General features: G+C 36.7%; 13 protein-coding genes. 11 read left to right on the plus strand and 2 right to left on the minus strand.

Annotated elements, in window-relative coordinates:
- Positions 1-30: 30 nt before the first annotated feature.
- The gene (locus AC2TFD_RS11125) at positions 31-921 is read left to right on the plus strand and encodes a YitT family protein (RefSeq protein ID WP_335519631.1); all 891 of its coding nucleotides are present in this window, start codon (positions 31-33) and stop codon (positions 919-921) included.
- 196 nt (positions 922-1117) lie between these two features.
- Complete coding sequence (gene aspA / locus AC2TFD_RS11130) at positions 1118-2542, plus strand: aspartate ammonia-lyase (protein ID WP_335520043.1); 1425 nt, start codon at positions 1118-1120, stop codon at positions 2540-2542.
- Positions 2543-2626: 84 nt separating this feature from the next.
- Here aspA and AC2TFD_RS11135 read toward each other — a convergent pair whose 3' ends face one another.
- The gene (locus AC2TFD_RS11135) at positions 2627-2980 is read right to left on the minus strand and encodes a hypothetical protein (RefSeq protein ID WP_335520041.1); all 354 of its coding nucleotides are present in this window, start codon (positions 2978-2980) and stop codon (positions 2627-2629) included.
- A 75-nt stretch (positions 2981-3055) separates the two neighbouring features.
- The gene (gene asnA / locus AC2TFD_RS11140) at positions 3056-4045 is read right to left on the minus strand and encodes an aspartate--ammonia ligase (RefSeq protein WP_484676296.1); all 990 of its coding nucleotides are present in this window, start codon (positions 4043-4045) and stop codon (positions 3056-3058) included.
- A 510-nt stretch (positions 4046-4555) separates the two neighbouring features.
- Here asnA and AC2TFD_RS11145 point away from each other — a divergent pair.
- From AC2TFD_RS11145 to AC2TFD_RS11185, 9 genes are all read left to right on the plus strand, one after another.
- On the plus strand, positions 4556-4723 hold the full coding sequence (locus tag AC2TFD_RS11145; protein WP_335568277.1) for a hypothetical protein: 168 nt from the start codon (positions 4556-4558) through the stop codon (positions 4721-4723).
- 102 nt (positions 4724-4825) lie between these two features.
- On the plus strand, positions 4826-5173 hold the full coding sequence (locus tag AC2TFD_RS11150) for a PadR family transcriptional regulator (protein WP_335568276.1): 348 nt from the start codon (positions 4826-4828) through the stop codon (positions 5171-5173).
- Positions 5154-5792, plus strand: coding sequence for an HAAS signaling domain-containing protein (locus AC2TFD_RS11155; protein WP_335568275.1), 639 nt, complete (start codon positions 5154-5156; stop codon positions 5790-5792). Before AC2TFD_RS11150 ends, AC2TFD_RS11155 begins: the two co-directional genes overlap by 20 nt.
- Before the next feature lie 70 nt (positions 5793-5862).
- Positions 5863-7323, plus strand: a complete 1461-nt coding sequence (locus tag AC2TFD_RS11160; RefSeq protein ID WP_484675644.1) for a DUF4153 domain-containing protein — start codon at positions 5863-5865, stop codon at positions 7321-7323.
- A 435-nt stretch (positions 7324-7758) separates the two neighbouring features.
- Complete coding sequence (locus tag AC2TFD_RS11165; RefSeq protein ID WP_484675645.1) at positions 7759-9507, plus strand: SulP family inorganic anion transporter; 1749 nt, start codon at positions 7759-7761, stop codon at positions 9505-9507.
- Positions 9508-9529: 22 nt separating this feature from the next.
- The gene (locus AC2TFD_RS11170; RefSeq protein WP_335515449.1) at positions 9530-9886 is read left to right on the plus strand and encodes an ArsR/SmtB family transcription factor; all 357 of its coding nucleotides are present in this window, start codon (positions 9530-9532) and stop codon (positions 9884-9886) included.
- Positions 9887-10019: 133 nt separating this feature from the next.
- Positions 10020-11834, plus strand: coding sequence for a TIGR04190 family B12-binding domain/radical SAM domain protein (locus AC2TFD_RS11175; protein ID WP_484675646.1), 1815 nt, complete (start codon positions 10020-10022; stop codon positions 11832-11834).
- 248 nt (positions 11835-12082) lie between these two features.
- The gene (locus AC2TFD_RS11180) at positions 12083-12283 is read left to right on the plus strand and encodes a cold-shock protein (protein ID WP_007083969.1); all 201 of its coding nucleotides are present in this window, start codon (positions 12083-12085) and stop codon (positions 12281-12283) included.
- Between the two features lie 169 nt (positions 12284-12452).
- The gene (locus AC2TFD_RS11185) at positions 12453-13658 is read left to right on the plus strand and encodes an exonuclease SbcCD subunit D (RefSeq protein WP_484675647.1); all 1206 of its coding nucleotides are present in this window, start codon (positions 12453-12455) and stop codon (positions 13656-13658) included.

Raw genomic sequence — 13658 nt, forward strand, 5'->3', positions numbered from 1 at the left:
TTTAATAAACTTTTAATAAGGTGTGGTTTTGTGACAGAGTTAGTAAATGAACATGTAAAGGTACAGCATAGGAAACTGCCTCTAAGTAAAATAATCATTCGGGCAATTTTCATAACACTAGGGGCTATTCTAATGGCTACCGGTCTGGAAATATTTTTAGTTCCTAATAAAGTAATTGACGGAGGCGTAACGGGTATATCCATTATGCTATCACACTTAACGGGGCTTGAACTTGGTATATTCCTATTTATTTTAAACCTGCCATTTGTTTATTTGGGATATAAACAAATGGGAAAAACGTTTGCTATTTCAACGGTATATGGAATTATTGTTTTATCGGTTTTTACTACACTTTTTCATCCTATACCAGCATTTACAGATGATATCCTTCTAGCAACTATTTTTGGCGGGATGATCTTGGGCATTGGAGTTGGAGTTGTTATTCGGAATGGCGGCGCTTTAGATGGAACAGAAATCCTTTCGCTGGTAATCACCAAAAAGGTACCATTTTCGGTTGGTCAAATTATTATGTTTATCAATATCTTTATTTTAGGTGCAGCTGGGTTTGTTTTTAGCTGGGATCGGGCAATGTATTCCTTATTGGCTTATGTGATTGCTGCTAAAGCCATTGATACGGTAGTAGATGGCTTTGAGGAATCAAAATCTGTTTGGATTATTAGTGATCTTGCAGAAGAAATAGGCAATGCAGTAAATGCGCGCTTAGGCCGCGGTGTTACCTATCTTAATGGAGAAGGTGCTTATACGGGTGAAGATAAGAAGGTTATTTTTAGCGTTATCACTCGACTAGAAGAATCGAAACTGACCACCATTGTTGAGGAAATAGATCCTAATGCCTTCTTGGCGATCGCGGATATATCCGAAGTTCGAGGCGGACGCTTCAAGAAAAGAGATATCCATTAATTCATATCATAATAAATCTCATGGAATAAAATCCTTGAGATTTTTTTAAGTTGAAGGGTTTAAAGATTTCAGGATTTTAATATTCCAATACAGTAAAAAGCTTGTAGACATGTTATGATTTAGAAGAACAACAATTCTATATTTTATGCTATAACATTAGGTGGAGAAATAAAAGACATCAGAAAAGGGGATTCATATGGTGACGAATAAGAAAAGAATCGAAAAGGATTTCCTAGGGGAGAAAGAAATACCGTTTGATTCATATTACGGTATTCAAACGATGAGAGCAGTGGAGAACTTTCCGATAACTGGATATAGAATTCATGATTCTCTTATTAAAGCGCTTGCAATGGTGAAAAAAGCGGCTGCCATTGCAAATATGAATACAACAAGATTGTATAAAGACTTAGCAAATGTCATTATCAAAGCAGCAGATGAGATAATTGATGGTAAGTGGGATGATCAATTTATCGTGGATCCGATTCAAGGTGGTGCAGGAACCTCCATGAACATGAATATGAATGAAGTGATTGCCAACCGTGGACTTGAACTGCTGGGCAAGGCAAAAGGCGATTACTTCCATTTAAGTCCAAACACACATGTGAATATGTCGCAATCCACGAATGATGTTTTCCCAACTGCTATCCATATTGCCACATTAACACTTTTAGAAAAATTATTAATAACCATGGACGATATGCAGAGGGTATTCAAACAAAAAGCTGTTCAGTTTGAGAAGGTAATCAAGATGGGACGCACCCATCTCCAAGATGCAGTTCCTATTCGTTTGGGACAAGAGTTTGAGGCATACTCCCGGGTCCTTACCCGTGATATAAATCGTATTAAACATACTCGGGGGCACTTATTGGAAGTTAATATGGGAGCTACAGCTGTAGGAACAGGTTTAAACGCTGATCCAAAATATATTAAAGATGTAGTAAAACAGCTCTCTGAAATTACTGGCTTTCCACTTGTTAATGCAGAGCACCTAGTGGATGCCACTCAAAATACGGATGCATACACAGAGGTATCGGCTACGTTGAAAGTTTGTATGATGAATATGTCGAAAATAGCAAATGATCTTCGATTAATGGCATCGGGACCTCGCGCTGGCCTGGGAGAAATTAGACTCCCTGCTCGTCAGCCAGGTTCATCCATTATGCCTGGTAAGGTAAATCCAGTTATGCCAGAGCTAATTAATCAAATTGCCTTTCAAGTAATTGGTAACGACCATACCATTTGTCTTGCATCTGAAGCTGGACAGCTAGAATTAAATGTAATGGAACCAGTTTTAGTCTTTAACCTCCTTCAATCCATTAGTATCATGAACAATGGCTTCCGTGTCTTTACGGACCATTGCTTAGCAGGTATTGAAGCGAATGAAGAGCGCTTAAAGGAATATGTCGATAAAAGTGTGGGAATCATTACCGCAGTCAATCCTCACCTCGGCTACGAAGTGGCAGCAAGGATTGCCAGGGAAGCAACTATCACGGGAAAATCTGTTAGGGAATTATGTTTACAATATGATGTATTAACAGAAGAGGAATTAGATATTATTTTGAATGTCTATGAAATGACTGAGCCCGGAATTGCAGGAGAAGAACTACTGGATAGGAATTAATGTTGATTAAATTTAAATCGTATAAAAAGCACAGAAAGAGGGTACCAGTCAAACCGGAACCCTCTTTCTGTGTTATTAACCATATTATTTTTCTTTCTTTTTCTCGTCGTCCTTTTTATCGCTCTTTTTATCATTTAATCCCCGATATATTTGCGTATACATGCTGCCTTCTTTGATGTTTTCTAGGAAAAAAGGACCGATTAACTCTATATATTCTTCATCGTCAAATAGCCGTTTATTTTCTAATTCCATTTCTCCCAAACCATCGTAAGTGGTAAGCAGTGCAAAGGTATGGTCTTCCCCAGAAATAGGAGTAAGGATCTCAACGTGATGGTTATAATTTTCATTTCGAAACTTTTTAATCTCTCTTAAATTGTCTATAGCTTCTTTAAATTTATCTTGCTTAATGATAAACGTCTGATAAACAAAAACAGACATGATAGCACCCCCAGAGATTTTACAGCATACATAGCATTATTAATCTCCGCAAAGGGTGTAATTTATTCTTAAAACTTACAGGAGGGTAATGTTCGCTTTGTTACAGTCCTCGATGATTTGATCATTCCAGACAGAAACCTGAACTTCACCAATATGGACTTTTTTAAGGAAAAACATACAAATTCTTGATTGGCCAATTCCTCCGCCGATTGTATATGGAAGCTCACGATTGACAACTGCTTGGTGATATTCTAAGGATAATCTATCCTCAAGCTGAGCGATTGCCAATTGTTGCTTTAGTGCCTCTTCATCTACCCGAATTCCCATTGAGGAAACCTCGATCGATTGCTCCAATGGAGGATAATAGAAAATAATATCACCATTTAATGTCCAATCATCATAATCTGGTGAACGTCCATCATGCTTTTCACCAGAGAGCAAGGTACCCCCAATTTGCATAATGAATACAGCTCCATATTCCTTGGCAATGGCATCTTCTCTTTGTTTTGGTGAAAGGTCTGGATATAGTGTCTCAAGCTCTTGCGTCGTAATGAAATGAATTTTCTCAGGCAAAATTGGCTCCAGAACAGGATAAAGTTCGTATAAATAGGATTCTGTGTTTTTAAAAACCTGAAAGATTTTTTCCACTTCTGCTTTTAATGTTTCCAAGTTCCGCAATTCTTTTGAAATGATTTTTTCCCAATCCCATTGATCGACATAAATGGAATGCAGATGATCCAAAACTTCATCTCTTCGAATAGCATTCATGTCCGTATAAAGTCCAGCACCGAGATCAAAACCGTACCTTGCTAATGCCATCCTTTTCCATTTTGCTAATGATTGAACGATTTCAATATTTGAATTTTTAATATCCAAAGCCTCAAAGGAAACCATTCTTTCTATACCATTTAAGTCATCATTTAAACCTTTTCCTGATTTTAAAAGAATTGGAGCAGAAACGCGTGTTAAATTTAACGACTTTGCTAGTGAATTTTCGAAAAAGTCTTTCGTTTGTTTTATAGCCACTTCCGTTTGGAGTAGTTCTAATTTTGAAGTGTAGTTCATTGTTGTAGAAAGTGAATGTGACATAAAAAAACCTCCGTAAAAATAATTTAAGTATTGTTCATGTTTATTTATACAATCAATCGTATCTCAGTCGAATATTCTGAAATTATAACAAAACTATACTGTCCTTACCACAATTTTTGTTCCAAACTAAAAAAAATCCCTTCACTGATGAAGGAATTTTTTTATTATTTCAGTTGCTCCCAAGCGGAAAAGGCTCCGCTGCCTTGACAACCAGGACATTCAACAGAGTTATAAAAAGCAAATTCATTGTACGGATACACGGTAAAGCCTCTCCCGTAGCAATCGGGACATTTATCCTGTGTTTTCATGTGCGAGACATGACTTTGATATCTAGTTTCTCGCCATTGGTTAAAGGAGTTAATTAATCCCATGTTTATCACCTCGCCATATTTTTACTTATTATGCCGAAAAAATGGAATATTTATGCAAGCAATGATTGGTGTATGTTTTTTCTCTTGATTCCCAAACTAATAGTGAGGTGATACGATGAGTGATTGGAATGAACAAGCAGCTCCTAATAATAATATTCCCCCAAGAATTGTCAGACCTTTTGAACGCCGTGATCAACAAGTTGATCACGAATTTTCAGAGGAATTATCAGATGGTGGGGAACGTAATGACTTTATCCAACATCAGAAAAAAATAAAGAAATAATCAACATAGTGGCGATCGATAAATCGTCACTTTTTTAATTTACAAAATGATTTTCATAGTGTAGAATTTCTATGTACCTAATAATTCTAGGTAGGTGAGAAAATGTTTAATCGCGAATTGGTTAAAGGTAGTACATCATTAATTTTGCTTCAATTGCTAAATGAAAGAGATATGTACGGCTATGAACTGGTAAAAGAACTTGAGCAGCGAAGTGATAATGGTTTAAGTGTCAAAGAAGGTACCTTATATCCAGCACTGCACAAGCTTGAAAAACAAGAGTACATTGAATGTTATTGGCAGGAGCAGGATAAGGGTCCAGCTCGAAAATATTACAAAATTACTGACGCAGGAAAAGAACTATTGAATGAAAAAACACGAGAATGGCAGGATTTTGTGAAGGTGATGAACAAGGTCATAGGGAGATCAAAGCATGGTACCGCCGAAGAATAAGTTTTTAGAAGAGCTGGAAAAAGGTCTTGGAAACCATCAAGATAAGACTAGTATCCTGATGGAATATGAAGCGCATATTGAAGAAATTCTTATTGAGTCTTTTGACTGTAAAGATGAGAATGAAAGGATGGAGCTGATTATTTCCAGATTGGGGACACCTAAGGAAATAGCAGAAATGTGGAGAGAAGAGCTTTCTGTAACACCAAGTAATATGAAATGGCTCTTTATCCTTATCAATATCATCTTCTTTGGGGGAGGAAGCTTATTAACACTATTCCATAATTTATTTCAATGGAAATGGCTTTCGATTGTTTGGACTCATATAACAGCCATCCCTACCTTGATTGCCTTTATTTATATGTTTTTTTGGGCTTTACTAGGATACGAAATTGGAAAAGGCTTTGGACACGGGGGAAGAAGACTTCTAAATAAGACTTTTTTACTTTCGCTTATACCAAATTTATTGTTAATGGTCTTAACTGTTTTTGAAATTATTCCCCATTCTTGGTTCGAACCATTATTAACAAAAACATTTATACTTGCTTGTATCATTTTTACCATGCTCTTATATCCAATTAGTTGGCTAGGATATAGATGGGGAAGGAAGGCATCGATATAAGCAGCTTTTTTTACCTATGTACCTAGTAAAACTATGTATATAGATATTCTATATAGAAAGAGGGATAAACATGGAAGTAAAAATTGGTAAGTCTGATTGGATCTTTTTGTTGTTGTGTTTGGTATTAGGAATTATAGCAGAGGAAGCCTTTTTTCGCGCTGAAATTGGAATTTCTTATCTCCTTTTTACAATCGCTTTTTACGCTTTATTTTTTTATCGTTATCGACGATTTTCCTTCTCCCACCAGCGATTTGGTTATCTACTGCTAATCTGCATCTGGGTAATGGCAGCAAGTTATTTTTTGAACGATAATCTTTTCTTTTATGCATTAAATATTTTCGTGATTCCAGCTCTTGTTTTTTTTCATTTGGTCCTGATTACGAGTCAGAAAAAAATGCGTTGGAACCACCCAGCCTTTATAACCTATTTACTCATAAAAGTAGCTGCAGTAATAAAGTATAATTTTATATTTGTTTCTTTAGTGGGGAAATTCCTAAAACAAGGGGTCGACGAAAATAAGTTTCAAATTTGGAAAAAAGTAAGTGTTGGGGTGTTGATTTCTGTTCCGGTTCTTTTTGTGGTTTTGCAGTTATTAATGTCAGCTGACTCGCAATTTGAACGGATGTTAGGGGGAATTCCACAGTGGTTTCAATTACTCGATGGAGAAAGTGTCATTCGAACCCTTGCTGTTTTGTTCTATACCCTTGCCTTCTTTGCTCTCATGCAGGCTCTTATGAAGAAACAAATAAATGCAATGGTTGAGAGCAGCAATAAAGAGAAATTTAGAATGGACGCCATTATTATCATTACCGTTCTTGTTTTAATAAACGCCGTGTACGTTCTCTTTACCATTGTCCAATTTAAATACTTTTTTAGCGGGACACTGCAAGATAATTTGACGTATGCGGAATACGCAAGAAAGGGATTTTTTGAACTATTATTTGTGACCATCATCAATCTAACGATAACTGTTTTTGTAATAACCTTTGCCGATAAGACGAAAGGTATTTTAAAAAGAGTAATGCAAACGCTCCTGACAATCCTTGTTATGGCCAGTGCTGTTTTATTAAGTTCAGCTTTCTTACGGTTAAGCATGTATGAGGAGGCCTACGGCTTTACCTTTATCAGAGTGATGGCACATTCGTTTATGATTTTTTTAGTCGTTATTTTTATGTATACATTATTAAAAATATGGATTGAAAAACTGTCATTATTCCACTTTTATTTTATCAGCGGGTTACTCTACTATACTGTAATGAATGTGATAGATGTGGAGAAAATCATTGTAACAAAGAATATTGAACGCTATGAGGAAACCGGGAAAATTGACATCCACTATTTAAATAGCTTATCTTACACCGGAATAATCGGTTTAATTGATTTATATGAGAAAAATAGTCATCATCCCGGGTTAAAGAATCTTTTACTAGAACGAAAAAACGAAGTCAACTTAGATACCATTCCATGGCAGTCCTATAACTTGAAAAAAGTCCAAGTAAATCAGGAATTAAAGAAATTACCTCTGGAATAGGTAGTGTGCGTTGTAACAAGTAGAGAACAGGATGAAGCCGCTAATATTAGATCTTTCTGGTGCAGCGGTGATGGAGGTTAAAGTCAGATTGGGGTCATAAGCGTGATGATGACACTTTTAAGCGATGTTTTACGGTGTAAGAGTCTTCATCATCCTCTCGGAGCCTTCCTTTTATCGTAGATAAAAATAAAAAAGACGTCTGCATACACAGACGTCTTTGCGTATTGAGGCGAAAAACCACACTCCACATAGTGTGCTCCATAAAGGAATGTTTCTCGACTTACACAACTCAGCTCATCGCTCAATTAATATAACACAGAGATTAAAAGATTACAACTGGAAAAATATATACAAACAAAAGACTTGATTATTACTTCAAATTCCTCTATATTCAAATAATCAGATATACAAATTAATAAGATAAGAAGGGTGAATATGTTTAGTGATAAAAGATTCCATCAATATTCCTTAAGTAATGTGCCAAAAGATGTCCTTTCGGGACTAATTGTCGGTGTCATCGCCATACCTTTAGGGATGGCCTTCGCGATTGCTTCAGGGGTAAAACCGGAGTATGGAATCTACACAACGATTGTTGCCGGAATTCTCATCTCGCTTTTTGGAGGATCCAAGTACCAAATTGGCGGTCCAACTGGTGCGTTTATTCCAATCCTATTTGGTATCGTTATGACCTACGGATATGAAAACCTATTAATTGCGGGTTTTTTAGCCGGGATTATGCTGGTTTTAATGGGAATATTTAAACTCGGATCGTTAATAAAATTTATTCCTAGACCAGTAACAATTGGTTTTACAACGGGGATTGCTATCACCATTTTCACAGGACAGATTGCTAGTTTCCTAGGATTGTCGGATATTGAGAAACATGAAGAATTTATTAATAATCTTCTAGAAATTATCATCCATTTGGATACCATTAACTTTTTTAGCATCTTAACAGCGGTTATCTGTTTAGCAATTATTATTGTAACCCCAAAGATTGCGCCTAAAGTTCCAGGACCACTCATTGGATTAATGGTTTCAACGATCATTGCCACACTATTTTTCCCAAACCACGTTGCGACGATCGGAACAGCCTATGGGGAAATTCCGAGTTCGTTGCCACAGATTAAGATACCAGATTTGAGTCTTGATATGATCATTACGCTATTAAAACCGGCATTCATCATTGCGATGCTTGGCGGAATAGAATCCTTGCTTTCAGCAGTGGTTGCCGATGGTATGACAAATAGCAAGCATAACAGCAACAAAGAACTGATTGGTCAGGGGATTGCCAATATGGTTACTCCGCTTTTTGGAGGGATACCAGCCACTGGGGCGATTGCTAGAACGGCTACCAATATTAAAAGTGGGGCGGTGTCACCGTTTTCAGGTATTATCCATGGAGTTGTCGTATTGCTCGTTTTATTATTTTTCGCTCCCTTCGCCTCCTATATTCCACTTGCAAGCATGGCACCGATATTAATGGTTGTCGCCTGGAATATGAGTGAACGAAAAGTATTTGCCCATATTTTAAAAACAAAATCTACTGATTCCCTGGTCTTGGTGGTTACCTTTTTATTGACCGTTTTTGTAAATTTAACCACAGCAGTTGAAGTGGGATTACTGCTCGCAGCAATTCTTTTTACAAAGAGAATGAGCGATGTGATGAAGACGTCAAAAGCATTGCCGAACCTCCAGCATAAAAATGAAAAAATTGAAACTCAAATGGTATCTGACTCACATGATTGTCCGCAGGTAAGTATTTTTAACGTCGAAGGTCCATTGTTTTTTGGAGCAGCTCAAACGTTTGAAACATCCATTATGAACACCATTAACTATCATCCAAAGATTCTTTTATTACGAATGAGCAGGGTTCCCTTTATGGATACAACAGGTGAAGCCAATTTAGCTAGTATTGTGAATCACTTTTCCAAAAATGGTATAGTTATTATATCAGGAATAAATGAACAGCCTAAAAATGTAATGATGAAAACAGGATTATATGATGTAATTGGCCGGGAACATTTTTTTGAACACACAGGAGAAGCCATTCAGTTCGCCCTTGGGGAGCTGGATCGTAATAAATGTCTAGGCTGTAAACATTTTGCGTTTAGAGAATGTAAGAAGCTATCGGCCTCAGGTGTTATGGAAAGAAGCCAAACGAAGCTTTCAGCTACTTACTAAATTGGTTAAGGAAGTGAATGGATTGAATCTTGAAATGCAGCAATTTAAGGCGGAATTTTTTAAAGCACTTGCTCATCCTTTAAGAATCCGCATCTTGGAGCTGTTAGCAGAAGGGGATAAGAATGTGAATGAAATTCAAACCCTTGTGGGCAGTGAAGGATCTGCTGTTTCGCAGCAGTTAACCATATTAAGAGCTAAAAATATTGTTTCGGGTACAAAAGATGGGAATAAGGTGATTTATACTTTAAATGATCCAATGATCATTGAATTATTAGCGGTAGCACGGCAAATATTTAATAATCATCTTGTTAATACTATTACGATATTAGATAAATTTAAAGATGAAGATGAAGAGGTAGAAACCATACCGAAGAATTAACGTTCTTCGGTATTTTTACGTTTTTAATTAGGAAAATATTGTTATTATATTTGTAAAATTTGATCCATCATTTGCCTATTTTTTATATTACTATAAAGATGTGAACAAATATAAGAACTTAGGAAGTGATCTTATGTTATACGACTTGGTATTGCTGCATCCACCTACTGTTTATGATTTCAGGAAGGAAATGCTTTTTACCGGTCCAATCAGCGATGTTGTTCCATCATCTCCTGTTTTTGAAATGTACCCCATTGGTTTAACTAGTATTGGGGATTATCTTGAACGTTTTGGTTTAAAAGTAAAAATTATTAATATTGCGAATAGAATGTTGCTAAATCAAAACTTTGATGTGGAAAAGAAAATCAGGAAAATTAAAACGAAGGCATTTGGGATTGATCTCCATTGGCTGCCACATGCACATGGCAGTGTAGAATTAGCCAAAATCATTAAGAAATACCACCCTGAAACTCCTGTTATGTTCGGAGGGCTGTCTAGTACTTATTTTCACAAGGAATTAATTGAATACCCTTGTATTGATTTTGTTGTCCGTGGTGATACAACAGAAAAATTAATATTAATGCTGCTTAATAAATTAGAGAGCAAAGATGCAACGGAATTTTCGGAAATTCCAAATTTAACCTGGAAACGAAATAATCAATATTTTTATAACGAAATAACCTATGTACCAGACAGTCTCGATGAGTTTAACTTACCAGGGTATCGTTATATCATCGGTTCAGTCTTTAAATATTTTAATCTATTAGATGCATTGCCTTACAATGGATGGCTGCAGTATCCTAACACAGCGATCTTAACCTCTAAGGGGTGTAATTATAACTGTTTAATCTGTGGGGGTTCTAGAGATGCCTACGAATTAAACTGCAACCGAAAAAAGCTGGTTATGCGTTCCCCAAAAAGAATGCTTGAGGATATTGCTTTGATTCAACGTTTCACTCGGGCTCCAATCTTTCTGTTAAATGATATCAGGCAAGGGGGAAAAGAGTACGTTGATGAGTTTTTGGATGGATTAGCAAAAATGAAGATAAAGAATGAAATCGTATTTGAGTTATTTAATTATGCAGATGAGAAGTTTTTTGAAAAATTAAACAGGTCAATGTCTAAATACAGCATCGAGCTTACATTAGAATCGGCTGATGAAGATATTCGTAAATATAACGGAAAGCTGCCATGCACAAATGCCAAAGTCATCGAAATGCTTCAATTTGCATTAAAGCATGGTTGCGCTAAAATTGATTTGTTTTTCATGACGGGTATCCCCAATCAAACGTATGAAAGTGCGATGAGGAATGTGGATTTTTGTGAAATAATTCACAAAGAATGCGATGGAAATTCTCGCATTTCGTATTTTGTGGCACCATTGTCTCCTTTCCTAGATCCAGGCAGCCCAGCTTTTGAAAATCCAGAGAAATATGGCTACAAAAAGTTTTGTCACAAACTAGAGGACTTTCGTGAAGCAATGAGGCAGCCTTCATGGAAAAATATGCTAAGCTATGAAACGAACAGTATGACAAGAGAGGAAATTGTTCAAGCTACCTATGATTCAGCACTAAGATTAAATGAATTTAAATACAATCATCAAATTATTACCAAAGACGTACACGATGAGGTACAACTGAAAATAGAAAAGTCTGTCGAGTTCCTTGCCAGACTCGATGAGCTTGAGTCCTTGTCGCCAGATAAAAAACAAGAGGAGCTTTCCAAGATTAAGTACGAAGTGGAACATATTAATCGACATAGTATTTGCGGTGAAAATGAACTAAAATGGGAGGTCAAAAAACTATTTGAGAACTTTCCATCCCTTACTTATATTGGTCTTGAATTACTAATTAAAGATGTCATAAAAGACATTAAATGTAAAAGAGGAATAATCGACAGAAATCAGGTTATGGTTGCTGATACCAGCGGACATCAAAGACAAAAGTAAGACCCCAGATAACAGCAGAAACACCTAGAAAACGCCCGGATTTTGTAGGCTTTTGTCTATAGTGATTTATTGACTAAACCGCTTAAAAATGTTAAATTTTAGTCAGCCGTTGCACGAGATTAGATTTATGCTACAAAGCTTGTTCAAAGTTATAAATGAAGTTTGGATGAGAAAGAGAAAGTAAAGCTATCACGTTGTAATTTGGTGAATTACAATGGCTTTTATAAGCCAATAGGAGGATTTTTTTCATGAAAAACGGTAAAGTAAAATGGTTTAACTCTGAAAAAGGTTTCGGATTCATCGAAGCTGAAGACGGAAACGATGTTTTTGTTCACTATTCTGCTATCCAAACTGAAGGATTCAAAACTCTAGAAGAAGGTCAAGAAGTATCTTTTGAAGTTGTTGAAGGTGCTCGTGGACCACAAGCTGCTAACGTAACAAAAAAATAATCTATGAAACTAATTATTAACAGCCTGACCAATGTGTCAGGCTGTTTTTTGCTTTTTATACGATAATACTCTCCCACTATTACCTGTTATTTCTTCGTTTTCCAATCTCACAAAAGTTGGTATTTTGCTATAATAGTATGTATGAGTTTAATAAGATGGGGTGAATAAAATGAAATTTTTTCATACGGCGGACTGGCATTTAGGAAAGCTGGTTCAAAATGTGTATATGACGGAAGATCAACGGCACGTTCTTGGGGAGTTTGTTAAAGCAATTGAAGAAGAAAAGCCCGATGCAGTTATTATTGCCGGGGATTTGTATGATCGTGGAGTGCCCCCTACAGAGGCGGTAAATTTATTAGATGAAGTACTAGAGACTATCGTTTTAAAATTAAACACGCCCGTATTGGCGATTGCAGGGAATCATGATAGTCCGAGCCGGCTTCATTTCGGCAGCAAAATCATGAAGTCGAACGGTTACCATATGGTTGGTCAGATTTCTAAGCAGTTAGAACCCGTTGTTCTAAAAGATAAGCATGGTGAGGTACATTTTCATTTAATACCGTATGCGGACCCAAGTGTTATTCGCTATGTGTTTGAAGATGAGGAAGTTAAGTCACATAATGATGCGATGAAAAAAATTACCGATGAAATTTCCGCGAAAATGAATAAAAATGCCCGGCACGTTTTTGTCGGACATGCATTTGTAACTCCAACAGGAGAAAAAGAGGACAATACAAGCGATTCGGAACGGCCACTTTCGATTGGCGGAGCAGAGCATGTCAGTAGCATCCACTTTAATAAATTTCACTATACTGCGCTGGGGCATTTGCACCAAGCACATTTTGTTTCGAATGAAAGTATCCAGTATGCAGGCTCACCACTTAAATATTCCATCTCAGAGGAAAAGCATAAGAAAGGGTTCTTCATCGTGGAAATGGACGAGGAAGGTAGGGTTACACTTGAAAAACGGCTGTTAACACCTGCTCGTGATGTAAGAACGGTTGAGGCGAAAATGGACGAGTTATTAAAACATTCCACAAATGAAGACTATGTTTTTGTTCGTTTACTAGATGAAACACCTGTACTTATGCCGATGGAAAAGGTTCGATCAGTTTATCCGAATGCGATGCATGTCGAGCGTGTTATTCAAACACCAATCTCTAAAGATGGAGAAGCATCTGAAAAAGTTGCGAGAACAAAAATGGATGATTTATCCCTCTTTAAAGCTTTTTACCAAGAAGTAAAAGGAACAGCTCTGTCGGAGGAAACAGAAGAGATATTTTTAGAAGTTCTTCAAGAGCTTTTACAAAAGGATAGTGAGCAATCAGCTCAAAAGGTCGCAGTCACAACAAATCGAGCAGCGAAGGGAGTGTAG

It is taken from the genome of Neobacillus sp. plas4, from assembly GCF_057221695.1.